A 22,623-nucleotide genomic window follows, 5' to 3' on the forward strand; every position below is an offset into this window, starting at 1 on the left:
TCCTAGAAGCAGTGCTCGGCAGCCGGGAACTCCCGCGCCAGCACCGCTTCGTGGTAGCGACGGAAGGCGCCTTCGATGTCCTCGGCCTCGGCCAGGAAGTTCTTGACGAAGCGCGGGGTCCGCCCGTGGGTCACGCCGAGCACGTCGTGCATCACCAGGATCTGGCCGTCGGTGTCGGGGCCGGCGCCGATACCGATCACCGGCACTTCCAGAGCTTCACTGACGGCACGACCGAGACTCGCCGGCACGCACTCCAGCAGGATCACCGAGGCGCCGGCCTCGACCAGCGCCCGGGCGTCCTCGAGGATACGGCTGGCGGCTTCGGCCTCGCGCCCCTGGACCTTGTAGCCACCGAGCTGATGCACGGTCTGGGGGGTCAGCCCCAGATGGGCGCAGACAGGCACCCCGCGACGGGTGAGTTCACGGATGTCATCGGCCATCCAGCCCTCACCCTCGACCTTGACCAGCTCGGCGCCGGCCCGCATCAGCGCGGCGGCGTTGTCCAGCAGGCGCTCGCGACTGGGATTGCCCATGAATGGCAGATCGACCATCAGCAGGCTGTCGCCCTTGCCGCGTGCCACGCAGCGGGTGTGGTAGAGGATGTCGTCCATGGTGACCGGCAGGGTGCTGTCGTGCCCCTGCAGGACCATGCCAAGGGAATCCCCGACCAGCAGCACGTCGATGCCGGCGCGCCCGGCGGCGGCGGCAAAGGAAGCGTCATAGGCGGTCAGGCAGCTGAAGGGTTCACCGGCGCGCTTGCGAGCCTTCAGCGAGCTCAGGGTGACGGAAGTCATGGCGTGTTCTCGTGTTGGCGGTGGGGCGAGTTCTATGACCGCCCCAGAGTGATCACCGCGGATTGTTACCGATGGGTGAATCTGTGTCGATAGGTAACGTTGACCAAGGCAGTGCAGGGTTCAAGGTAACAGCGACCAAAGTGGTAGAGGTCGATCGGCGTCTAGTGAGTGCCTGGAGGCTTCGGGCCACCTGGGCTCCAGGTGCTCAGCGAACGGCCTCGGTGGCGTTCAATGGGGATAGATCACCCGAGGTGAGGGCGCCGTTCCAGCGCTCGGCCAGCGATGCCAGGGTCTGACCGTCGGGCAATCTGAGGTCTTTGGCGATCTCGGCCAGCGGCAGTACCACGAAGGCGCGGTTCGCCAATTCCGGGTGTGGCAGCGTGAGGCGCGGGTGGCGCCACTCGGCGGCATCCATCCACAACAGGTCGAGATCCAGGGTGCGGGGCCCCCAGTGGCGCTGGCGTACGCGTCGATGACGCTGCTCCAGCGCCTGCAGTTGGTCGAGCAGGGCCAGCGGCGACAGTCGGGTGTGGAGTTCGGCCACGGCGTTGACGTAGTCGGGCTGGTCCTGGGGACCGACCGGGCGGCTGGCGTACAGCCGAGAGGCCGCGACTCGACGCGTCAACGGCAGCCGGTCGAGCTCCTCGAGAGCCTGCTCGACCTGACGACGGGGGGCGTCGAGATTGCTGCCGAGGCCGATAAAGGCCTGGGTATGGCGCCCCACCTGGCTCACTCGTCCGACTGCGGCGGTTGTTGCGGGCGCGGCTTGCGCCGCCGACGGCGGCGCTTGCGCGGGGCGGCGGTGCCGGCAGGGTCGGCGCCTACCTTGCCCAGCAGACGGCGCTGTTCGTGCTCGTCGGCTTCCTGGAAGGCGGTCCACCAGTCACCCAGTCCCGGTTCGAGTTCGCCGGCGGCCTCGCGCAGCAGCAGGAAGTCGTAGGCGGCGCGGAAGCGCGGATGGTCCCGGGTCTGGAAGGCGCGCTTGCCACGACGTAGCGGCAGACGCTGCTGCAGGTCCCAGATGTCTCGCATCGGCATGCTGAAGCGCTTGGGCAGCGATACGTGCTGCAGCTCGCGGCTGATGACCTGCTGGGCGGCGGTCTGCAGGGCAGGAACGGGGGGCATGCCGTCGGCCTCGAGATCGCGCTGGCGCAGCTGCACCGGCCCCCACATGAAGGCGGCCAGCAGGAAGGCGGGCGTGACCGGGCGATCCTCGCGAATGCGACGGTCGGTGCTTTCCAGTGCCTGCTCGATCAGCGGCTCGGCCCAGGGTAGCTCGGCCATGCACTCGTCGGCTTCGGGGAACAGCATCGCGAACAGGCCATAGTCCCGCAGCAGACGGAAGGTGGTCAGACCCTCGCCGGACAGGAACAGCTTGAGGATCTCGTCGAATAGCCGCGCCGGAGGAATCTGCAACAGCAGCGGCGCCATCTCGGCGATCGGCGCCTCGGTATCCGGGGCGATATCGAAGTCGAGCTTGGCGGCGAAGCGGATGGCCCTGAGCATGCGCACCGGGTCCTCGCGGTAGCGGGTCTCCGGGTCGCCGATCAGGCGCAGGGTACGCGACTCGATGTCGTCGACCCCGCCGGCGAAGTCATGCAGGCTGAAGTCGGCGATGCTGTAGTACAGGGCGTTGACGGTGAAGTCGCGACGCAGCGCGTCTTCCTCGATATTGCCCCAGACGTTGTCGCGCAGCAGCAGGCCGTCATCGGACTGGGAGGCGACATGCTCGCCGTGGTCGTCACGGGGCTTGCCACGGAAGGTGGTGACCTCGATGACCTCGCGGCCGAAACGCACGTGCACGATACGGAAGCGGCGGCCGATGATGCGTGAATTGCGAAACAGCTGCTTGACCTGCTCCGGCGTGGCGTCGGTGGCCACGTCGAAATCCTTGGGAGCGATCCCGAGCAGGGAGTCACGCAGGCAGCCTCCGACCAGATAGGCTTCGTAGCCGGCGTTGTGCAGGCGGTAGAGCACCTTGAGGGAGGCTTCGCTGAACTGGCGACGGGACACGGGGTGTTCGTCGCGTGTGAGTACGCGGGGCATCGGCGGTCCTGCGGCGGCTTCCTGAGCGCCGAACAGCGACTTCAAGTGCTCGCCTGGGCTCTGTAGAAAGCGGGTAAATCCTTTGATCATGCGGCGATTTGGACTCGCGGGGTACGGAAAGGTGATGAGTGTAGCGGACGCTCCCGGCCTTGCAAAGCGCAGTGGACAAAGCCGCTCGGGTGTCAAGGGCGACAGTCGGCGCAGTGTTCGAGCTGCGAAGAGGCGCAAAGCGTCTTGTTGCCCATGGCGATTTCGCCCTTGGGGGCTGTCTCGTCTGGCGGGGCAACGACTGGCTTGACGCTCGGAGGCCAGACAGCAGAAGGGGAGGCCAAGGGCCTCCCCATCAAAGCAGGATGCAGCGTCCGTGCTGCTAATTTTTCTTCGTGATGGCGCATCGCCTTGAATACGCACCACAGTCACCAAGGAGTTTCAGGCAAGCAATGATGTTGTTGTTATTGGCGCTCCTGACGGCGACCGTCTCGTATTCAAAACAATAGTCCAACCACGACGGCATGGGATCATGCCTCCTCCCGGATTATTGGCATTGTTGCCGGGAGTGCGCTCTGACGACCCTGTTGTTCTTGTTGGTCGGTCATCGTTGGCGCGTCGCGTCCTGGTACTCCGGGCCTCGTCGTCTTGTTGTTGTTCGACGAGTGATAGCTCCGCAGGTCCGTATTGTTGTTGTCAAGGCTGCGGTGCCTAGTGCCCAATCCGCCTGCTTCACCTGGAAGCGTTGTTGTTGTTGGGGCGGCGGATTCGATCGTGGCGGTGCAGGTTATTGTTGTTGGCTGCCCACGATCGCCGGAATTTGTTGTTCTTGCCCAGACTTACTGCAGTTGTCGTGCCTACTTTGATTTTTTTCTTTTTTATCAGCCGCTTGCTTCATTGTCGTTGGTTCGAAGCAAGCCGCCGGGTCATTTGTGTTACCTCGGGCTACCCATTTTGGCGCACTCCCCTGTGTGGGATGGTAACAACCGGTGCATCAAGAGGTAGCTGGCGTGCAGGGCCTACAATGCCTGTATTGATCGCTACAGACACTTGCACCATGGTCGAATGAACCAAAGCAGGGGGCATGGCAGGAAGCGGCAGGCAAGGGCGAGCCGAGGGGTGAGTCGAAGGGGGGGCAAGGTGAGTGGCCCAAGGGAGGCCGGGGCGAAGCGCGGGGCCAGGGCCCCAGGGTGTTGAGCCGGTGGTCTCGCGTCAGTGGCGCCGCGCCGCCTTCTTGCGCGGGATACCCAGACGCTGGCGGCGTTCCCACAGGCACTTGCGTGAAATTCCCAGCTTGTTGGCCAGCTCCGTCTCGCTCATCTGGTCCTGATGTTCGAGTACGAAGTGCTGGAAGTAGTCTTCCAGCGACAGGTCGTCCTCGGTAGCCGTGTCGGATCTTTCGGGGGCGGGCGCCTCCAGTGACGTGGCCGCCTCCTTGGGGGGACTGGGCGGGCGCGTTACCGGCACCGTTGCCAGGCCCAGGTCGTCCGGATGGATCAACTGGCCTTCAGCGAGGATCACGCCACGCTCCAGGGCATTTTCCAGCTCCCTGACGTTGCCTGGCCAGGGGTAGTCGGCGATGTCCCGCCGTGCGGCGCGAGACAGGTGCAGACCGTCGCGGGCGTGGCGCTTGCAGGCCTTGGCCAGCAGCACGTCGGCAATCTCGAGAATGTCGTCCTCGCGCTCGCGCAGCGGAGGCAGGTCGATCTGCATGACGTTCAAGCGGTAGTAGAGATCGAGACGGAAGTCTCCGCTGCGTGACAGGGCGCGCAGGTCACGGTGGGTGGCAGCGATCAGCCGAACGTCGACGTGGCGCGTCTCCACCGAACCGATGCGGCGTATCTCGCCTTCCTGCAGCACCCGCAGCAATCGGGCCTGGGCGTCCAGCGGCAATTCGCCGATCTCGTCGAGGAACAGGGTGCCGCCGTCGGCGGCCTCGACCAGTCCGGTACGCATGGCGCTGGCCCCGGTAAAGGCGCCCTTCTCATGACCGAACAGCTCAGATTCGATCAGCGTCTCGGGGATGGCTGCACAGTTGACGCAGACCAGCGGCGCCTCGGCACGGCGGCTCTGCTGGTGCAGGGCCTTGGCCACCAGCTCCTTGCCGGTACCGGATTCACCCTGAATCAGTACCGTCACGTCTGCCGGGGCGGTCTTGCGGATACGGGTGTAGACCGCCTGCATCGCCGGGCAGTTGCCGATCATGGTGTGGCGCCGTCCACCCTCGTCGGCGATGGCGGGCGGCGTGCTGCGCTGACTCGCCTGGCGGTGCAGTACTCGAGCCACGGTTTCCAGCAGTTCATCATGATCAAACGGCTTGGCGACGTAGTCCACCGCGCCGAGTTTCAGCGCATCCACCGCCGAGCGCATGCTGGCGTAGCTGGTCATGATCAGTACCGGGCAGGGGGCGGCGGCCTTGATCAGGTCGGTGCCGGGTGCACCGGGCAGGCGCAGGTCGCTGATGATCAGGTCGTACTCGCCAAAGCCCTGCCCGCATGCCTGCTCCACCGACTCGCATTCGCACACGCGGTGGTCGTGGCGTTCGAGCAGGCGGCGCAGGGCGCTGCGGATGATGGCTTCGTCTTCAACGATCAGGATTCGGCTCATGGATCGGCATATCCCCGGCAGGTCGATGGACATCGGGAGAAGGTAACCATACCTGAATTCTGGTGCCACCGGCCTGCCCCGGCAGGGGCGACTCCACCTCGACCTTGCCCTGGTGCTCGGCCACGATGCTTACCACCAGGGCGAGACCAAGACCGGTACCCTGGCTTGGCGGCTTGGTGGTGGTGAAGGGCTCGAACAGGTTTTCGCGCACGCTGGGATCGATGCCGGGCCCCTGGTCGGTGACCGACAGCCAGTGACGCTCACCTTCCTCGCCGGCGTCGATGACCACCAGGCCGTTGGCCGGGCTGGCGTCACGAGCATTGCTCAGCAGGTTGATCAATACCTGCAGCAGGCGCTGCTCGTCTCCCGTGATGTCGAGCCGCGCCGGACAGCGATTGTCGTAGCGAACATCGTCGCTCTTGCGGGCCAGCTTGAGCAAGTGCAGCGCCTGGTCGGCCAGATGCCTGGCCGATACCGGCGCGAAATCGCTGCCGGTGACGTGGCGACCGCCGTGGGCAAAGCCCACCAGTGAGCCAACGATACGCGACACGCGCTTGGTCAGTGTCTGGATCTGTTCGGCGGTCTCGAGCACGTGGGGATCCGTGGTGTCATAGCGCAGGTTCTGGGCCAGCGATGAGATGCCGGTGATGGGGTTGCCAATCTCGTGGGCCACGCCGGCGGACATCTGGCCGATGGAGGCGAGGCGAGCCGCGTGGATGAGTTCGTTCTCCAGCCATTTCATCTCGCTGTGGTCCTCGACCAGGATGACCGTGCCACCAGCGGCGTCTGCCGCCGGCTCGTCCACCAGGCTGGCCTTGAGCAGGCTGACGTAACGTAGCCCCCGGGGCAGCTCCACGGCTTCCTGGTAGAGGTGGTCCTTGTCGCTTTCCAGAATGGTCCCGAGCAGCTCGGCCCAGGGCGCGGGCAGGGCCTGGCGATGGGCGCCAATGATCTCCTCGCCGGAAATCTCGCTGAGCTCGGCCAGGGCGTCGTTCCACATCAGTACCTCGCCGTCGTCGCCGAAGGCACATAGCCCCACCGGCAGCCGGGTCAGCATGCGGCGATGGTGACGTCGCAGCTCATCGAGTTCCCGCGCGAGGCCAGTGAGGCGAGATCGGTAGGCCTCCAGGCGGCTTTCGACGAAGTGGATATCTTCCTTCGGCGCTCGCCCATCGCGCCGATAGGGCAGGTAGTGATCGACGATGTCCTGGGCGACCGATGGGCCCATCAGGCCGGACAGGTTGGCCTGGATACGGTCGCGCAGACGTCGCAGCGCGTAGGGCCTGGCATCCTTGGCAGATTGATGGAGGCTTGCCAGCGCCCGGGTCACTTCGCGCTCGGCGACCTCGTCGCCGAGCGCCATGGCCAGGCGCCGCCTGACGTCATCACCGTCGGTCAGATTCAGCGGCAGGCGTTTGGGGCGGATGACCGCATCCACAGAACAGGCCTCGGCGGCCGCTCGTTCTCCGGCGGAGGTGGGGGTGATCAGCGACACCAGAATCAGGCTCAGGCCATTGACGCCAAGCGATACCAGGGCGACCGGATACCAGGCGGGCGAGTCGGTGACAGCCTCGTCGCCGAGAAGCCCGAGCAAGGCGTCCAGCGGCGCAAGCAGCGGCGGCAGATCGCTGAGCAGCGGCAGCCACAGGCCGGCACACCAGATCGCCACACCCAGGCCGAGGCCGGTCATCACCCCCTTGCGGTTGGCACCGGGCCAGTACAGCAGGGCCAGCAGACCCGGCAGACACTGAGCCATGCCAACCACCGCCACCAGCCCCAGTCGGGTCAGCTCGGTATTGGCGTCGACGGCCTGGGCGAACAGCCAGCCGGCCACAATGATGGCGCCGATCAGGCCGCGCCGTAGCCAGCGTAGCCAGCGATAGAGGTCGGGGTGCTCCACCGGGGGATGGGCGACCAGCACCAGATGGTTCAGCACCATCCCGGCGAGCGCCAGCGCGCTCAGGATCAGGGTGCCGCAGGTGGCGGCCAGTACCGCGACAAAGGCCAGGGCGGTGACGGCGGGGCTATCGGACAGCGCGAAGATGACGTAGGCGGCCCCCTGGATATCATCGGCCACGCCCATGCGCTGACCGGCCCACAGCACCAGCGGCACCGGCAGTGCCATCAGCAGCAGCACCAGCGGCAGTCCCCAGCCCGCGCTGAGCAGGGTTCGGCGACTGAGCGGGCGGGCGAAGGTCACGTGAAACATGTGGGGCATCAGCAGCGCAGCGGCGAAGAACAGCAGCAGCAGGGTTCTCCATTGGGCGGCATCAAACTGGCTCGCCTGGGCCTGGTGGACGCGGCCTGGCCCGTCCAGCCAGCGCTGCAGGTCGCCGGGGCCGTCGAAGATGGCGTAGAGCGCAAAGGCGCCCAGCCCGAGAAAGGCGGCCAGCTTGATCAGCGACTCCAGGCCGATGGCGGCGGTCAAGCCGTCGTAGCGTCGATGGACGTGGGTATGACGGGCGCCGAACAGTATCGCGAACAGTGCGATCAAGGCACACAGCAACAGCGACAGCAGGCCTGGAGAGGCAGCGTCGGTGTAGCGATGGATGGCATGCCTCATGGCCTCCACCTGCATCGCCAGCAGCGGCATGACCGCCACCAGGCTCAGCAGGGTGACGCAGGTGCCGACCCAGCGGGAGCGAAAACGAAAGGCGAACAGGTCCGCCAGGGAAGACAGCTGGTGGGTTCGCGTCATGCGCTGCAGCGGCAGCAGCAGGACCGGTGCCAGCACAAAGGCACCGGCGGCACCCAGGTAGTAGGCGAGATAACCAAATCCCCGCTGGTGGGCCACGCCAAGGCTGCCGATTACCGCCCAGGCGTTGGCGTAGACGCCCAGGGCCAGGATGCCGATCAGTGGGTGATGGACCAGCCGCCGCGGAATCCAGCCGCGCTCCACCGCGCTGGCGGTGGCGAACAGTGCCGACAGGTAGCCAAGCCCCAGCAGTACAAGGGAGACGAGCTCAGCGCTCATCCAGCGCTCGCTTCTGCTCGAGCCACAGCGTCAGGGCGATCAGTGCCCCCCAGATCAGGAACGGGCGGTACCAGGCGTTGCCGGGCTGGCCCCAGCCGGTCATCAGCAGCGGCGAGAGCAGATACCCGCAAAACACAAGCAGCAGCATGATGCGGTAGACGTACATGGCAGGCTCACTCGTTGGTGTCAGCGTCGTCGCCGTCCACTTGAAGCCCCTGCGAGGCGATGTCTGCGCGGGGGATCTGGCGAGGACGCCAGCGGCGGCAGGCGGCCTCGAGCTGCTCGGCCACCGGCGCCTCGCTCGCCGCCGGGTCGGGGGACTGCCCCAGCAGTGCCAGGGTGGCATGCAGCAGCCGGCGTACGTCACGGGGATCTTCGGGCAGCGGTCGGGCCAGGTTCTGCTTGGACAGCTTCTGCCCATCCTGCCCTATCACCAGCGGCAGGTGAAGGTAGCGCGGCGGCTCGGCACCGAGGGCTTCGAGCAGCTGCAGCTGCCAGGGGGTGTTGTCGAGAAGATCGGCGCCGCGCACCACGTCGGTGATGTTCTGGTCGATATCATCCACCACCACCGCCAGCTGGTAGGCCCAGAGGCCGTCCTTGCGCTTGAGCACGACGTCACCCAGGGCGGCAGGGTCGAAGCGCTGCAGACCCTGCAGCCGATCGTGCCAGCTGACCGGGCGCTGCCCCAGGTCGCTGCGCAGGCGCCAGGCCTGCGGGGCCTCGGGCTGGCATACGCCGTCGCGGCACCAGCCTGGATAGATGCCGTAGTCCCGCCACTGCTTGCGCGAGCAGCTGCAGGGGTAGGCCATGCCCTGCTCGGTCAGCCGCGCAAGGGCACGTGCATAGGCGTCATGGCGATGACTCTGGTAGCGCACCTCGCCGTCCCAGGCGAGGCCAAAGGTCTCGAGCTGGCGCAGGATGGTATCGACGCTGCCAGGAGGGCAGCGGGGGGGATCGACATCCTCGATGCGCAGGCTCCAGCGGCCTTGCTGGCTACGCGCATCCAGATAGCTCGCCACCGCGGCCACCAGCGAGCCGGCGTGAAGCGGACCTGAGGGGGTGGGGGCAAAGCGACCATGGACGTGGTGCATGGGGGCTCCAGCGCTATCGGGAACAGGCAACCCTCGTCAACAGGCCTCCCTCGTGAACAGGCAGCCGGGGGGCAGGTGATCACGCAAACGGGCACCCTGAGGTGCCCGTTGTCGAAGGTCCGGCGAGGGGGGGATCAGCCGCCGAGCTGCTTTTCCTTCAGTTCGGCCAGGGTCTTGCAGTCGACACAGAGGGTGGCGGTGGGACGCGCTTCCAGGCGACGGATGCCGATCTCCACGCCGCAGGCATCGCAGAAGCCGTAGTCGTCCTCATCGATCATCTCGAGGGTCTCGTTGATCTTCTTGAGCAGCTTGCGCTCGCGATCGCGGGTCCGCAGCTCCAGGCTGAAGCCCTCTTCCTGGGTGGCACGGTCAGCCGGGTCGGCGTAGTTGTTGGCCTCTTCCTGCAGATGGCGAACAGTACGGTCGACTTCTTCCATCAGCTCCTGCTTCCAGCCAAGCAGAATCTGGCGGAAGTGCTCGAGCTGCTTCTCGTTCATGTATTCTTCACCCGCCGCCGGCTCGTACGGGATGAACTTCTTGGGCGCTTCCGGTTTTTTCTGTGCAACTGGCATGGGATTGCCTCATTACTTTAGTGACTGCTGATCAATACCCCACGCTAGGCTAAGGTATCTCACGCCAAAGGGAAGGTTGTTTAGCGGATATTTGGCCGTAGTGCAATAGTTTTGCGCGATAACTACCAGTTTTATCCCCGAAAGTCGTAGCCTTCATCGCCCGGATCAATGATTGGCGTCCTGGACGGTGACGGACGGCGACCAGGTTCCATGTTTCAATACCTCCATTGGACCATCAAGCAGGGCTCGGGTTCGCTGCGGGCCGCGATCAAGAGAGGAAGCCATGAGCTTTAACGCCAGGGTCGAAGGGGTCGCCCCTTTCCGTGTGATGCATCTGCTGGAACTTGCTCAGCAGCGCGAGGCGGCCGGCGAGGACGTGATCCATCTGGAGGTCGGCGAGCCGGACTTCTCGACCCCACCTGCGGTGCGCGAGGCCGGCCACCGTGCCCTGGACGAGGGACGCACCCGCTATACCCCTGCCACCGGTATTCCTGCGCTTCGCGAGGCGATTGCCGGCCACTATCGTGAGCACTTCGATGCCGAGGTGGCGCCGGAGCGGATTATCGTCACCCCCGGTGCGTCCGGGGCGCTGCTGCTGGCGAGTCAATTGCTGGCGGGGCCCGGAGACGGCGTGCTGATGGCCGACCCGAACTACCCCTGCAACCGCCACTTCATGGCGCTGGCCGGTGCCCGGGTGGACGCGGTGCCGGTGGGAGCCGACAGCGGCTGGCAGCTGAACGCCGAGCTGATCGAGCGGCATTGGCGCGACGATACGCGCCTGGCGATGCTGGCCTCGCCGTCCAACCCTACCGGCCATGTGCTCGAGCGCTCGGCGCTCGGCGCGGTGGTGGACGTGGTGGCCGAGCGTGGCGGTGAACTCTTGGTGGACGAGATCTACCAGGGGCTCAACTACGGCATGGCGCCGCTGTCGGTGGCGTCACTCAGTGACCGGGCCTTTATCGTCAACAGCTTCTCGAAGTACTTCGGCATGACCGGCTGGCGCCTGGGCTGGCTGGTGGCGCCCGAGGACGCCGTGGAGCCGCTGACACGGCTGGCTCAGAACGTCTTCCTGGCCGCCTCCACGCCGGCCCAGCACGCGGCGCTGGCCGCTTTCAGCCCGGAGTGTCAGGCGTTGTTCGAGGAGCGCCGGCGAGAGCTCCAGACACGCCGGGACGCCTTGCTGGAAGGGCTGTCGCGGCTCGGCCTGGCACCGTCGCTGCCGCCCCAGGGTGCCTTCTATCTTTGGCTCGACATCTCCGCCTACAGCAACGACAGCCAGGCGTTCTGCCTGCGCCTGCTCGAAGAGGAGAACGTGGCGATTACCCCGGGGACCGACTTTGCCCTGCAGGGCGGCGAGCACCACGTGCGCATCGCCTTCACCACCGAGGTGCCGCGTCTGCAGGAAGCCCTGGCGCGTCTGGAACGTTTTCTGGCACGGCAGGGCTCATGAACTACCCCACCCTGGTCGGCGGCGTATTGCTGCGCCGCTACAAGCGATTTCTGGCCGATGTGCGCCTCGACGACGGGCGCGAAGTGGTCGCCCACTGCCCCAACACCGGCTCGATGCGCGCGGTCAATGTTCCCGGCGCCCGGGTTTGGCTGTCCCCCAGCGACAATCCGGCGCGCAAGCTGGCCTGGACCTGGGAATTGATCGAACTGCCGTCTGGCGACGCCCAGGCCGGTGCTGCGTCGGCGTTGGCCTCGGTGCATACCGGACGAGCCAACCGGATCGTCGAGGAGGCTTTGCGCTCGGGGACGGTGGCCGAACTCAGGGGTTATTCGGCGATCAAGCGCGAGGCCAAGGTGGCCAACGCCCGGCTGGACTTTCGCCTGGATGACGACGAGCGCCCGAGCTGCTTCGTCGAGGTCAAGCAGGTCACCCTCAAGGAAAGCGATGGCCACGGTTACTTTCCCGACGCGGTCAGCGAACGTGGGCGCAAGCACCTGGAAAGCCTGGCGCAGCTGGTGGCCGAGGGGAAGCGAGCGGTGTTGCTGTTCCTGGTCGCCCACGAGGGCATCGACGATGTGGCCCCGGCGATGCACCTGGATCCGGGGTACGGCGATACCCTGAGACGGGTGATGGCCGAGGGCGTCGAGGTGCTGGCCTACCGCATCCGCGCCCGGCGAGACGACCAGGGCAGGCCACTGGCGCTGACCCTGGATGCATCCTTGCCGGTGCGGCCGATGGCGCAGTTCGTCGAGGCCTGAATCGGCGCTTCTGTGGGGGGCGGGGTCAGTCTGCTGCGGACGGGCGGCAGTCGGGGAGGGCCGCGAGGACGCGCAGCATGGCGGTGTCGCCCTTGGCTCCCTCGCTGACCTGGTCCCACCACTGACGATGGATGCCGCGGACGCGCACCTCGACCCGTGGTATGCCGATCACCTGGGCCATGGCCATGCGGTGCAGCCCCTTGTTGATCTTGACCAGCTCGCCGTGCCGATCCACCGCCGCGCCCAGGCGGTCCTTGCCGAGGCCGTTGTCGAAACCGAAACAGGCCATGGCCTCCATGTACAGGAGGTAACGGCGCAGATAGGCCAGGATACGTTCGGGGCGATCCAGCACCATGCCGTCGGAGTGCGAGGCCACCGGCTTGCCCCTGGCCAGTCGTTCGGCCAGCTGGTGGTAGCTGCGGCTCTGGCTTGGGTCGCGCCGGTGTGCCCAGATGTCGGCGATGAAGTGCATGCGACGGCTCGACAGGGCGTGGGTCGTCGACAGATCCCAGTCGCCGTCCCATAACAGGCGATCACTGATCCGGTGACGCTCGCGCCGATCCGGGAAGGAACGCGGATAGTGGATCTGCTTGAGCAGCCGACGCGGGTCGACGCTGACGTCCAGGGCCTCGCCGTAGCGTGATTCGATGCCGCGTCGGGGCAGGCCGCGGGCCTCGAGGGGCCGGCTGCCCGGGGCCTGGGCCAGCCACAGGCGCAGGGCCAGGTGTTCAAGCGGCAGTGTCAGCGAGCGATTGACCAGTCCCTTGGCACGCTGGGCCAGGCGTGACAGGCTCATGCGCGGTCCCAGGCTGGGATCGTACAGGCTGGGGTCGGCGGGTTCGCCGCCGGGCGTCAGCGGCATGTCGCGGCTGGCATCCAGCAGGCTGATGGCACAGCACAGCCGTGCCTTCAGGGCATCATCCACCGACGCCGGAGGCAACTGCTGGTACAGCGTCATCAAGGCGTCCAGCGTCGGGCGCTGGGCATCCGTCAGCGGAGGCGGCAGAACGACGCGGTCGACATCGAGCCGCCAGGGCGTGGCATCGGCCGGTGTGGCCAACGCCAGGCGCTGGCTCGCCAGGCGCGAGGCGAACACCTGCATCAGCCACGCATGGGGGGACTCGGCGGCGGGGTCGAAGCGCCAGACGTTGTGCCATGCCAGCACCAGGGTATCGTGGATCACGTCCTCGACATCCCTTGGCGCGTCGAGAAAGTGGCGGGCGATGGCGGTCAGGTGAGGCACCGTCAGCCTGGCAAGGGTCTCGAGGCCGCCGGTGGCGCCCTGAGCGCACTCTTTCAGGGCGTCGCCGACCGCCGAGGTGACGGGTGGCGCCGAAGAGAAAAGGGTATCACTGGTCACGATAGAACCGTTTCAAGAAGCTGACTGCCTCGGGGGAAGCGTTGCGGTCAAGCTGCAGCGAGAGCCGAAAGCGCATCGGCGCACTGGTGTCGATGGCAAAAGTGGCGTAGCGCGAGATGCCATCGCCTTCCCGCAGGGTGCGAAAGGCCAGAGGTGTCTCGCCGGGCTTGCCCACCACCGAGACGCTGCCTTCGGTGGCGACGTTGAGGGCCTGGCCATCGGCGTCGCGAACGCTGAGGCTGACCAGACCCTGGTGCGGGCTGCGCTGGATATCCAGACGGCGGGCCATCTCCTCGGGGAGAAAGTCGGTGGTGATGGCGCTGTAGTGCGCCTCGATATCGCCGAAGCGCTCGAACTGCTGGGCCTGGGCTGGCGCCGTCGGCAATGCCTGCAGCGCCAGCAGCACCAGCAGAGACAAGGCGAGCGCGTATCGTCGGTGGCTGGCTCGATTGACGTTCATCTCATGCTCCTTGGCAGCAGGCTTGCCTGTTGACGTCCGACTCATTGCTGCCTTGACCCTCGGCCCATCCTGTCGCGCCGAGGCCTGTGGCGCGCCCGCGCCAGGTGTCAGCCGTCGCGGCTCACGCGAAAGATCGCGATCTCGCCAAACAGGTTGGGCCACAGCCGTGACAGCCGTCTACCTTCGTGGTCCTTGATGCCCACCGCGCGGTCGACGATGGTCACCCCCTTGTCACGACACAGCGCCTCGAAGTCATTGAACGTCGACAGGTGGATGTTGGGGGTATCGTACCAGGCGTGGGGCAGCGACTTGGACACCGGCATATAGCCGCGTAGCCCAAGATGGACCCGGTGGCGCCAGTAGGCGAAGTTGGGGAAGGTGATGATGCACTCCCGGGCCACCCGCAGCATTTCGTCGAGCATGCGGTCGGGGCGGCGCAGCGCCTGCAACGCCTGGGTCATGATCACCAGATCGCAGGCGTCATCCTCGAAGTTGGCGAGTCCTTCGTCGAGGTTCTGCTCGATGACGCTGACGCCCTTCTCGATGCAGGCGGTGATGCCGTCAGGATCGATCTCGAGGCCGTAACCGGTGACGCCCTTGTCGCGCGCCAGAGCGTGCAGCAGGGTGCCGTCACCGCAGGCCAGGTCGAGCACATGGGCGCCCTCGGGAATCCAGCCGTGAATCAGGGTGAGGTCAGAGCGCATGGTCGGCCTCCAGGCGTGACGGCAGCTTGAGGTCATCGGCGACGCGTCTCATGAAGCCGGCGAAGATCGCTTGATAGCGCGGCTCCGGCATCAGGAAGGCATCATGGCCGTGGGGCGAGTCGATATTGGCGTAGCTGACCGACTTGCCGGCACGAATCAAGGCGTTGACCAGCTCCTTGGAGCGTGACGGCGGGAAGCGCCAGTCGGTGCTGAAGCTGACCACCAGGAACGGACACTCAGCCGGGGCCAGGGCCTTGGCCAGGTCGCCCTGGTGGGACGAGGCCGGGTCGAAGTAGTCCAGCGCCTTGGTCATCAGCAGATAGGTGTTGGCGTCGAAGGAGGTGGAAAAGGCGTCGCCCTGGTAGCGCAGGTAGGACTCCACCTGGAACTCCACGTCGAAGCCGAAGTTGAGGTCTTCGCTGCGCAGATCGCGTCCGAACTTCGAACCCATGGCGTCTTCGGACAGATAGGTAATGTGGCCGACCATGCGCGCCAGCTTCAGTCCGCGACGGGGCAGGGTCTCGTGATCGGCGTAGTGGCCGTCGTGGAAGTCGGTGTCCGAGCGAATGGCCTGACGCGCGACCTCGTTGAAGGCGATGTTCTGCGCCGACAGCTTGGGCGTGGCGGCGATGACCACCGCGTTGGCGATGCGTTCCGGATAGGCCAGTGACCACTGCAGCACCTGCATGCCGCCCAGGCTGCCGCCGACGACGGCGGCGAAGCGGCTGATGCCCAGGCGATCGGCCAGGCGAACCTGGCTGTCGACCCAGTCGCAGACGGTGACCATGGGGAAGTCCGGCCCCCAGCGGCGGCCGGTGTCCGGGTTGATGCTGGAAGGCCCGGTGGAGCCATGGCAGCCGCCGAGGTTATTCAGCGAGATGACGAAGAAACGATCGGTGTCGATGGACTTGCCGGGACCGATGTGGGCGTCCCACCAGCCTGGCTTGCGATCGGCCTCGTCATGATAACCCGCGGCGTGGTGGTGGCCGGACAGGGCATGGCAGATGAGGACCGCATTGCTGCGGTCCTGATTGAGGGTGCCGTAGGTCTCGTAGACCAGGTCGTAGGCCGGCAGCGTCTTGCCGCAGACCAGGGGCAGAGGGTCGTCGAAGTGCGCCACCTGCGGCGTCACCAGTCCGACCGAATCGCGAGTCGTCTCGGGCATCAGTCGTGTGTGTCCAGTGAAAGTTGGTGTTGTCGTGGCCGTGTACGCGAGCGTTGGTCGAGCCTAGAGCCCGACCAGCATCCCGGAGATACCGGCGGCCCGGACCAGCGAACCCACCACGATGCCATCGATCAGGTTGATGCCGATGAACACCACGATGGGTGACAGGTCGAGCATCCCCAGCGGCGGAATCACCCGGCGTACCGGCGCCATGATCGGCTCCACCAGTTGCATCACCAGCAGCGCGCCGGGATGGCTGGCGTTGGGGGCGACCCAGCTGAGGATGATCATCACGATCAGCGCAAAGAAGTAGATCTTCAGGATCGCGCTGGCCAGGGCCGCGACGCCGGCGATGGCCAGGCCATCGAGCCTCGGCATGCCGACACCGGCCAGCTGCAGCAGGATGATGATGCTGATCACCTTGACCAGAAAGCCCGCGGCCAGGGTGGCCAGGTCAAAGCGGCCCATCACCGGGCCAAGCACGCTCTGGAAGGGACGCACCACCGGCTGGGTGATCTTGACCACCGACTGGCTCAAGGGGTTGTAGTAGTCCGCCTTCGAGGCCTGCAGCAGAAAGCGCAGCATCAGCATGAACAAGAAGATGTTGATCAGGGTGTTGACCAGCAGCAGGCCAGCGTTTCCCAGTTGACTGCCCATGTGGGCTCCTCCGTCTTTGATTAACCCTTGCCGAGTTCGGCAGACATTTCCTGGGCACGCTTGGCACAGGCTTGCATGGCGCCGTCGAGCGCCTGCCGCAGTCCTGCCTGCTCCAGATATTCGATGGCCCTCTCGGTGGTACCCCCCGGGGACATCACATTGCGTTTCAGTTCACCGGGATCACGGTCGCTCTGCATCGCCATCGAGGCGGCCCCGTAGGCGGTCTGCATCGCCAGTCGGCGAGCGCTTTCGGCGCTTAGCCCGAGTTTGACGGCGGCCTCCTCCATGGCCTCGAACATCAGGAAGAAGTAGGCCGGAGCACTACCCGAGACGGCGGTGACCGCTTCCAGGAGGGCTTCGTCTTCGACCCATTCGATGATGCCGACGGACGTCATCAGCTCGCCGACCAGGACGCGCTGCTCGTCGCTGACGCGCGGGTTGGCATACAGCCCGGAGGCACCGGCACCGACCAGCGACGGAGTGTTGGGCATGCAGCGGACCACCGCCAGGCCGCCACCCAGCCATTGTTCCAAGGTCTCGGCGCTGAGGCCAGCTGCCACCGACACGATCAGCGGCCGACGCTTTTGCACCGACTCCCGTAGAGTCTCGCACACCTGGCGCATGATCTGTGGCTTGACCGACAGTACGACCACGTCGGCGTGCTCGATCGCCGCCAGATTGTCGGTGGTGGTATGGATGCCCAGGCGCTCGGCGAGCGGCGCCAGGGTGGCGTCACGGGTGGCGGTGGCGGTGATGGCATCGGCAGGGTAGCCGCTGTGCACCATGCCGCCGAAGATGGCGCTGGCCATGTTGCCGGCGCCGATAAAGGTCACGTTGCTGGCCATGCGGGGCTCCTTGAAGGGTAGGGCATTGGATATTCGGACAAACAGGGTAGCGTCACCAGGCCTGTCGTGGCGACGGGCTCACTGGCGCGAGCCAAAGATCGCGGTGCCCAGGCGCACGATGGTGGCGCCCTCGGCGACGGCGGCCTCCAGGTCGGCACTCATGCCCATGGACAAGGTGTCCAGCGGTGCGTCCGGCAGCTCTCGACGCAGCGATGACAAGGCCTCTGCCAGTAGCCGGAAGGGCTCGCGCTGCGCTTCTGGGTCTTCGCTGGGGGCCGGGATGGCCATCAATCCGCGCAGACGCACGCGAGGCAGCGCCGCCGCCAGGCTCGCCAGCTCAGGCAGCTCCTCCAGGCTGACGCCTGATTTGGTTGCTTCGCCGCTGACGTTGACCTGCAGACAGATATTCAGTGCGGGAAGGCCATCCGGGCGCTGATCGCTCAGGCGCTGAGCGATCTTGGCACGATCGACACCATGGACCCAGTCGAAATGGCTGGCCACGTCACGTGTCTTGTTGGATTGCAGCGGTCCGATGAAGTGCCAGTGTATGCCAGGGCAGTCGCCCAGTTGGGCCTGTTTATCCAGCGCTTCCTGTAGATAGTTCTCGCCGAAGTCGCGCTGGCCCAGGGCATAGGCATCCCGGATCATGTCGGCTGGCTTGGTCTTGCTGACCGCCAGCAGCAGGGCCGCGTCGGGCGCTCTTCCCGCCTTTGCAAGTGCCTGATTCAGGCGTGTCCGGGCTTGGGTCAAGGATTCGGCAATCGTCGTGGTCATCGGCCTGGGTCTGTCCTATCGTGGGGCTCCCTGCCCCCGAGTCGGGGGTTCAAGCCTGGTAAGCCCATGGATATTACCGAACTGCTGGCACTCTCGGCAAAGCAGGGCGCCTCGGATCTGCACCTGTCGGCGGGACTGCCACCGGTGATGCGCGTCAATGGTGAACTGGAGCGTCTGCCTGGTCCGCCGCTGGGCGACGGTCAGGTCAGATTGCTGCTCGAGTCGTTGATGGATGAGGAGCTGCGCGAGCAGTACTCGCGCACCCACGAGGCCGATTTTTCCCACCAGATCCCGGGCCTGTCGCGCTATCGCGTCAATGCCTTCGTCCAGCAGCGCGGGGCGGCGGCGGTCCTGCGTACCATCCCCGATCGTATCCCGACGCTTTCGGAGCTGGGGATGGGCGAGATATTCGAACGTCTTGTCGCCCTGCCGCGGGGCCTGGTACTGGTGACCGGGCCCACCGGGTCCGGCAAGAGCACTACGCTTGCGGCGATGATCGACCATATCAACCGCCACCGTCGCGACCATATCCTCACCATCGAGGATCCCATCGAGTTCATCCACCACAGCCAGCAGGCGCTGGTGTCCCAGCGTGAGGTGCACCGCCACACCGAGGGCTTTGCTGTCGCCCTGCGCAGCGCCCTGCGCGAAGATCCCGATGTCATTCTGGTCGGAGAGATTCGCGACCTGGAAACGGCGCGCCTGGCCATGACCGCGGCCGAGACCGGGCATCTGGTATTTGCCACCCTGCATACCGCCTCCGCGGTCAAGACCATCGATCGGATCATCGATGCCTTCCCGGGTGATGAAAAGAATGCGGTGCGGACCATGCTGTCGGAGTCGTTGCAGGCGGTCGTCTCCCAGGCGCTGCTGCCCAGCAGCCGGGGCGGGCGAGTGGCGGCGCGAGAGATCCTCTTGATCAATCAGGCGATCCGTCATCTGATCCGCGAGGACAAGCTGGCCCAGATCTACTCGTCGATGCAGACCGGCGGCCAGGCCGGCATGCAGACCCTGGACGCCGACCTGGCGAGACTGGTGGCCTGTGGCGAGGTGGCGCCGGAGGATGCCCGGCGCCTGACCCGTGAATCTCTGGTCGATAGCGGGCCGAGTGCCGGCTGGAGCGGCGGGCAGAACGAGGGCTGGGTGAGCCCCCAGGGCGAAGGCTGGGGGTGAGGCGGTGGTTCAGAGCCAGTCGTGACCCTTTAGCGGGCGTAGAGCCCGCCGAGCACGCGCTCTGCGCTGGCGCCGGTGACCGACGGCAGGTTGCCGGGTTGGAGATTCAGTCGGGCATGGGCCAGCCAGGCAAAGGCGGCGGCTTCCAGCCAGTCGGCCGGCCAGCCCAGGGATTCGCTGTCCAGTAGAGTGGCCTCCGGCAGCTGGCGCGCAAGGCGTGCCAGCAGGTCCAGGTTGCGTGAACCGCCGCCGCAGGGCACCAGGTCGAGGGAGGCAGGGGCGGTAAAGTGCTCCCGCGCCATCTCGATGCCCAGGGCGACGCTGGTGGCGGTCAGTTCCGCCAGGGTGGCCTGGACGTCCTGTGGTGACTCTGAACCGTTCAACTGCGCCTCTGCCCAGTCGAGAGAGAACAGCTCGCGCCCGGTGCTGCGAGGCGGTGGGCGGTGAAAGTAGGGCTCTGCCAGCCAACGCTCGAGCAGTGCGGTATCCACCTGGCCGCCGGCAGCCCAATCGCCGTTGGCATCGAAGGGGGGGCCGCGATGGCGTTGGTGCCAGGCGTCGAGCAGGGCATTGGCAGGCCCGGTGTCGAAGCCCAGCGGGGCACGCGGGTCCGAGGTCGGCGGCAGCAGCGTCAGGTTGGCGATGCCGCCAAGGTTCAGCACCAGCCGCCAGCGTTCGGGGTGGCGAAATACCTGCTGGTGGAAGATCGGTGCCAGTGGTGCGGCCTGACCGCCGGCGGCCAGGTCGCGGCGGCGGAAGTCGGCGACCACGGCACAGCGGGTCAGCTCGGCCAGCCGGCTGGGGTTGTCCAGTTGCAATGTATAGGGGGGCGAGCCTGGCTGGTGGCCGTAGGGGGCATGCTCGATGGTCTGCCCATGGCTGCCGATGGCAGCGATGTCCTCGGGTTCAAGTCCCTGTTGCTCGAGCAATCGCTGGACTGCCTCGGCCTGGCACTGGCAGAAAGCCTCCTCGGCCCAGGCCAGGTCAGCAAAGCTGACCTGATCGGCGTGGGCCAGTTGCCACAGCCGCTCACGCAGAGCCTGCGGCATGGGAATGCCGACGCTGGCCTCCAGAGCTGCCGTGCCTGTGGCGTCAAAGCGCACCAGGGCGGCGTCGATCCCGTCCATGCTGGTGCCCGACATCAGTCCAATGAAGCGTTGCATGGGCCTTGTCATCTCAACCGGTGGAAAGGTTCATGGTAACATCCCCGCCACTGTCTATACCTGGCGCCGGCGCCGTGACGACGTGCCCCTGCTGACGGGGGCGTCGATGTCCGCGCAAGGGCCGATTGACCAAGCCAAGCCGAGCTGGAAAGCCGAATTGATAAGTGGAGTGAATACCATGAGCGATGTGGACGAGGCCCTTGCGCTGATTCAGCGCGGCACGCACGAGATTCTGCTGGAGGATGAGCTGAAGAAAAAGCTCGCTTCCGGGCGCAAGCTGAGAATCAAGGCGGGCTTCGATCCGACCGCGCCGGACCTGCACCTGGGCCACAGCGTACTGTTGACCAAGATGCGCCAGTTTCAGGATCTCGGCCACGAGGTCATCTTTCTGATCGGCGATTTCACCGGACGCATCGGTGACCCCACCGGCAAGAACGTCACCCGCAAGCCGCTGACCGAGGCCGAGGTCAAGGCCAACGCCCAGACCTACAAGGAGCAGGTGTTCAAGATCCTCGATCCCGACAAGACCGAGGTTCGCTTCAACGCCGAGTGGTTCTCCGAAATGAGCGCCGCTGACATGATCGAACTCGCCGGTCAGACCACCGTGGCGCGGATGCTCGAGCGCGATGACTTCGAAAAGCGCTACAAGGGTGGCCAGGCCATCTCGGTACACGAGTTCCTCTACCCGCTGGTGCAGGGCTATGACTCCGTCGCCTTGAAGGCTGACATCGAGCTGGGTGGAACCGACCAGAAGTTCAACCTTCTGATGGGCCGCGAGGTGCAGAAGCACTTCGGTCTCGAGCCCCAGGTCGTCATTACCATGCCGCTGCTGGAAGGCCTCGACGGCGTGCAGAAGATGTCCAAGTCGCTGGGCAACTATGTCGGCGTCGACGAAGCGCCGGGGGCGATGTTCAACAAGCTGGTATCGATGCCCGACAGCCTGATGTGGCGCTATTTCGAACTCTTGTCGCTCAAGGACAATGCCGCCATCGAGGATCTGCGCGCGCGGATCGAGCGCGGTGACAACCCTCGTGACATCAAGATGGAGCTGGCGCGCGAGCTGATTGCCCGCTATCACGGTGATGAAGCGGCGGCGAATGCACACCGAAGCGCCGGTAACCAGTTGGCGGAAGGTGAGCTGCCCGAAGACCTGCCCGAGGTCGAGGTGGTCTTTGAAGGCAGCGATCAGGCGCCGATTGCGGCAGTGCTCAATCGCTCGGGACTTGCCAACAACAGCGCCCAGGCCAAGGACATGCTGGGTAATGGACGTGTGCGCGTCGATGGCGAAGTGGTGGCCAAGGATCTGATGCTGGCGCTCGGCCAGAGCTATGTCATCCAGGCCGGCAAGAAGCGTTACGCCAGAGTGACGCTGCGCGGCTGATCCGCCGGTGTGACCATCGCTTCCGGGACGCTCGCCACTGGCGGGCGTCCTTCGTTTTGCCACCCGCCTGTCTGCGACCTGTCCACAGGCGGGTGCGAGAAGATGGCTGTGGGTAACATGAAGGCGCGAGTCGTGGGGCAGACGAAGGTCAGGGCCAAGGCTGGCGCAGCAAGGAAAGCTGGCGCAGCAAGGAAAGCTGGCGCAGCAAGGAAGAGACGCAGCAAGGGTGGCTTGGCAACGACAGGTGAGGCTTCCGGGGGCGTAGCGGCAAGTGAAAGGACAGGCCGGCTCGCTGCACCGATCAGGTATGGAGTACTGGTCTGGAATAGGGCAGTAGAGACGTGAAGTAGGGGGTGGGTGTTGGAGGCTTCTGGCTCATGACGATGTGATGACGCCGGCGTGAAATTTTTTTACACGAAGTGCTTGCCAAGGCCGGCCCCGATCCGTAAAGTACGCATCCGCTGCCGGCGACGAGCAAACGTCACAGGCGGTGAGGGGTGGTAAAAGTGATTGTTTTGAAAAGGCTTTTTCAAGTCTTCGAGAAATTCTCCACTTGACGGGCAACGAGAAATCGGTAAAATGCTCGCCACTCGATCGGAGTCGCCAGGACGGCATCGCAGGATGCGCGTCAGGCTCGCTTCGCTTTCTCTTGGGTCCTGCA

21 protein-coding genes are annotated in these 22,623 nt (G+C 65.7%); 4 read left to right on the forward strand and 17 right to left on the reverse strand.

The annotated features are described in order from the left end of the window. Nucleotides 1-2: 2 nt before the first annotated feature. The 8 genes from panB to dksA all read right to left on the reverse strand — a co-directional run bounded on the left by panB (nt 3) and on the right by dksA (nt 10,072). Nucleotides 3-794, reverse strand: a complete 792-nt coding sequence (gene panB / locus KUV74_RS11990) for a 3-methyl-2-oxobutanoate hydroxymethyltransferase (protein WP_045993297.1) — start codon at nt 792-794, stop codon at nt 3-5. Between the two features lie 205 nt (nt 795-999). Further along, the gene (gene folK / locus KUV74_RS11995; protein ID WP_222516429.1) at nt 1,000-1,518 is read right to left on the reverse strand and encodes a 2-amino-4-hydroxy-6-hydroxymethyldihydropteridine diphosphokinase; all 519 of its coding nucleotides are present in this window, start codon (nt 1,516-1,518) and stop codon (nt 1,000-1,002) included. Nucleotides 1,519-1,523: 5 nt separating this feature from the next. Then, complete coding sequence (pcnB, locus tag KUV74_RS12000) at nt 1,524-2,930, reverse strand: polynucleotide adenylyltransferase PcnB (RefSeq protein ID WP_045993295.1); 1,407 nt, start codon at nt 2,928-2,930, stop codon at nt 1,524-1,526. 1,110 nt (nt 2,931-4,040) lie between these two features. After that, the gene (locus tag KUV74_RS12005; RefSeq protein WP_045993294.1) at nt 4,041-5,435 is read right to left on the reverse strand and encodes a sigma-54-dependent transcriptional regulator; all 1,395 of its coding nucleotides are present in this window, start codon (nt 5,433-5,435) and stop codon (nt 4,041-4,043) included. Next, nucleotides 5,413-8,409 (reverse strand): ATP-binding protein, encoded by a 2,997-nt coding sequence (locus KUV74_RS12010; RefSeq protein WP_222516401.1) that lies wholly within the window; start codon nt 8,407-8,409, stop codon nt 5,413-5,415. Before KUV74_RS12010 ends, KUV74_RS12005 begins: the two co-directional genes overlap by 23 nt. Beyond that, the gene (locus KUV74_RS12015; RefSeq protein ID WP_045993292.1) at nt 8,399-8,575 is read right to left on the reverse strand and encodes a hypothetical protein; all 177 of its coding nucleotides are present in this window, start codon (nt 8,573-8,575) and stop codon (nt 8,399-8,401) included. Before KUV74_RS12015 ends, KUV74_RS12010 begins: the two co-directional genes overlap by 11 nt. Before the next feature lie 7 nt (nt 8,576-8,582). Then, on the reverse strand, nt 8,583-9,500 hold the full coding sequence (gene gluQRS, locus KUV74_RS12020) for a tRNA glutamyl-Q(34) synthetase GluQRS (protein ID WP_213229412.1): 918 nt from the start codon (nt 9,498-9,500) through the stop codon (nt 8,583-8,585). A gap of 134 nt (nt 9,501-9,634) precedes the next feature. Then, the gene (gene dksA / locus KUV74_RS12025) at nt 9,635-10,072 is read right to left on the reverse strand and encodes an RNA polymerase-binding protein DksA (RefSeq protein WP_045993290.1); all 438 of its coding nucleotides are present in this window, start codon (nt 10,070-10,072) and stop codon (nt 9,635-9,637) included. 283 nt (nt 10,073-10,355) lie between these two features. Between dksA and KUV74_RS12030 the strand changes: the two genes are divergently transcribed. Both KUV74_RS12030 and sfsA read left to right on the forward strand, forming a co-directional pair. Further along, a complete protein-coding gene (locus KUV74_RS12030) occupies nt 10,356-11,522 on the forward strand; it encodes an aminotransferase class I/II-fold pyridoxal phosphate-dependent enzyme (RefSeq protein WP_222516402.1) in 1,167 nt (388 codons plus the stop codon). Continuing rightward, complete coding sequence (gene sfsA, locus KUV74_RS12035; protein ID WP_222516403.1) at nt 11,519-12,280, forward strand: DNA/RNA nuclease SfsA; 762 nt, start codon at nt 11,519-11,521, stop codon at nt 12,278-12,280. The genes KUV74_RS12030 and sfsA overlap by 4 nt, the downstream gene beginning before the upstream one ends. A 25-nt stretch (nt 12,281-12,305) precedes the next feature. Here the strand turns inward: sfsA and KUV74_RS12040 are convergent, their stop codons facing one another. From KUV74_RS12040 to KUV74_RS12070, 7 genes are all read right to left on the reverse strand, one after another. Then, the gene (locus KUV74_RS12040; protein ID WP_222516404.1) at nt 12,306-13,640 is read right to left on the reverse strand and encodes an RNA polymerase sigma factor; all 1,335 of its coding nucleotides are present in this window, start codon (nt 13,638-13,640) and stop codon (nt 12,306-12,308) included. Beyond that, nucleotides 13,630-14,100 carry a DUF4426 domain-containing protein gene (locus KUV74_RS12045; protein WP_162816430.1) on the reverse strand — a complete coding sequence of 157 codons (471 nt, stop codon included), beginning with the start codon at nt 14,098-14,100 and terminating at the stop codon, nt 13,630-13,632. The genes KUV74_RS12040 and KUV74_RS12045 overlap by 11 nt, the downstream gene beginning before the upstream one ends. 107 nt (nt 14,101-14,207) lie before the next feature. Further along, entirely contained in the window at nt 14,208-14,804 is a 597-nt protein-coding gene (metW, locus tag KUV74_RS12050) for a methionine biosynthesis protein MetW (RefSeq protein ID WP_045993286.1), read from the reverse strand. After that, nucleotides 14,794-15,969 (reverse strand): homoserine O-acetyltransferase, encoded by a 1,176-nt coding sequence (locus KUV74_RS12055; protein WP_222516405.1) that lies wholly within the window; start codon nt 15,967-15,969, stop codon nt 14,794-14,796. Before KUV74_RS12055 ends, metW begins: the two co-directional genes overlap by 11 nt. 63 nt (nt 15,970-16,032) lie before the next feature. Then, nucleotides 16,033-16,626 carry a YggT family protein gene (locus KUV74_RS12060; protein WP_222516406.1) on the reverse strand — a complete coding sequence of 198 codons (594 nt, stop codon included), beginning with the start codon at nt 16,624-16,626 and terminating at the stop codon, nt 16,033-16,035. 20 nt (nt 16,627-16,646) lie between these two features. Further along, on the reverse strand, nt 16,647-17,471 hold the full coding sequence (proC, locus tag KUV74_RS12065; RefSeq protein ID WP_222516407.1) for a pyrroline-5-carboxylate reductase: 825 nt from the start codon (nt 17,469-17,471) through the stop codon (nt 16,647-16,649). A gap of 78 nt (nt 17,472-17,549) precedes the next feature. Next, nucleotides 17,550-18,245 (reverse strand): YggS family pyridoxal phosphate-dependent enzyme, encoded by a 696-nt coding sequence (locus KUV74_RS12070; protein WP_124805266.1) that lies wholly within the window; start codon nt 18,243-18,245, stop codon nt 17,550-17,552. 66 nt (nt 18,246-18,311) lie between these two features. Between KUV74_RS12070 and KUV74_RS12075 the strand changes: the two genes are divergently transcribed. Continuing rightward, entirely contained in the window at nt 18,312-19,418 is a 1,107-nt protein-coding gene (locus KUV74_RS12075; protein WP_222516408.1) for a type IV pilus twitching motility protein PilT, read from the forward strand. A gap of 29 nt (nt 19,419-19,447) precedes the next feature. Here KUV74_RS12075 and KUV74_RS12080 read toward each other — a convergent pair whose 3' ends face one another. Continuing rightward, on the reverse strand, nt 19,448-20,581 hold the full coding sequence (locus KUV74_RS12080) for an anhydro-N-acetylmuramic acid kinase (RefSeq protein ID WP_222516409.1): 1,134 nt from the start codon (nt 20,579-20,581) through the stop codon (nt 19,448-19,450). A gap of 178 nt (nt 20,582-20,759) precedes the next feature. On the opposite strand from KUV74_RS12080, the gene tyrS reads away from it, so the two are divergent. After that, complete coding sequence (gene tyrS / locus KUV74_RS12085; protein WP_045993280.1) at nt 20,760-21,962, forward strand: tyrosine--tRNA ligase; 1,203 nt, start codon at nt 20,760-20,762, stop codon at nt 21,960-21,962. Nucleotides 21,963-22,372: 410 nt separating this feature from the next. Here the strand turns inward: tyrS and KUV74_RS12090 are convergent. Then, the coding region (locus KUV74_RS12090) for a hypothetical protein (protein ID WP_222516410.1) at nt 22,373-22,623 on the reverse strand (251 nt) is incomplete at its 5' end.

The organism is Halomonas sp. DP1Y21-3 (genome assembly GCF_019801245.1).
GTDB lineage: Bacteria > Pseudomonadota > Gammaproteobacteria > Pseudomonadales > Halomonadaceae > Halomonas > Halomonas litopenaei.

What these genes read in the sequence shown, in the direction of transcription:
- metW (WP_045993286.1), bottom strand. Translation starts at nt 14,804, where the DNA reads ATGCGCTCTGACCTCACCCTGATTCACGGCTGGATTCCCGAGGGCGCC.
- tyrS (WP_045993280.1), top strand. Translation starts at nt 20,760, where the DNA reads ATGAGCGATGTGGACGAGGCCCTTGCGCTGATTCAGCGCGGCACGCAC.
- KUV74_RS12015 (WP_045993292.1), bottom strand. Translation starts at nt 8,575, where the DNA reads ATGTACGTCTACCGCATCATGCTGCTGCTTGTGTTTTGCGGGTATCTG.
- pcnB (WP_045993295.1), bottom strand. Translation starts at nt 2,930, where the DNA reads ATGATCAAAGGATTTACCCGCTTTCTACAGAGCCCAGGCGAGCACTTG.
- KUV74_RS12030 (WP_222516402.1), top strand. Translation starts at nt 10,356, where the DNA reads ATGAGCTTTAACGCCAGGGTCGAAGGGGTCGCCCCTTTCCGTGTGATG.
- KUV74_RS12080 (WP_222516409.1), bottom strand. Translation starts at nt 20,581, where the DNA reads ATGCAACGCTTCATTGGACTGATGTCGGGCACCAGCATGGACGGGATC.
- KUV74_RS12010 (WP_222516401.1), bottom strand. Translation starts at nt 8,409, where the DNA reads ATGAGCGCTGAGCTCGTCTCCCTTGTACTGCTGGGGCTTGGCTACCTG.
- gluQRS (WP_213229412.1), bottom strand. Translation starts at nt 9,500, where the DNA reads ATGCACCACGTCCATGGTCGCTTTGCCCCCACCCCCTCAGGTCCGCTT.
- sfsA (WP_222516403.1), top strand. Translation starts at nt 11,519, where the DNA reads ATGAACTACCCCACCCTGGTCGGCGGCGTATTGCTGCGCCGCTACAAG.
- KUV74_RS12070 (WP_124805266.1), bottom strand. Translation starts at nt 18,245, where the DNA reads ATGACCACGACGATTGCCGAATCCTTGACCCAAGCCCGGACACGCCTG.
- panB (WP_045993297.1), bottom strand. Translation starts at nt 794, where the DNA reads ATGACTTCCGTCACCCTGAGCTCGCTGAAGGCTCGCAAGCGCGCCGGT.
- dksA (WP_045993290.1), bottom strand. Translation starts at nt 10,072, where the DNA reads ATGCCAGTTGCACAGAAAAAACCGGAAGCGCCCAAGAAGTTCATCCCG.
- KUV74_RS12060 (WP_222516406.1), bottom strand. Translation starts at nt 16,626, where the DNA reads ATGGGCAGTCAACTGGGAAACGCTGGCCTGCTGCTGGTCAACACCCTG.
- proC (WP_222516407.1), bottom strand. Translation starts at nt 17,471, where the DNA reads ATGGCCAGCAACGTGACCTTTATCGGCGCCGGCAACATGGCCAGCGCC.
- KUV74_RS12075 (WP_222516408.1), top strand. Translation starts at nt 18,312, where the DNA reads ATGGATATTACCGAACTGCTGGCACTCTCGGCAAAGCAGGGCGCCTCG.
- KUV74_RS12005 (WP_045993294.1), bottom strand. Translation starts at nt 5,435, where the DNA reads ATGAGCCGAATCCTGATCGTTGAAGACGAAGCCATCATCCGCAGCGCC.
- KUV74_RS12055 (WP_222516405.1), bottom strand. Translation starts at nt 15,969, where the DNA reads ATGCCCGAGACGACTCGCGATTCGGTCGGACTGGTGACGCCGCAGGTG.
- KUV74_RS12045 (WP_162816430.1), bottom strand. Translation starts at nt 14,100, where the DNA reads ATGAACGTCAATCGAGCCAGCCACCGACGATACGCGCTCGCCTTGTCT.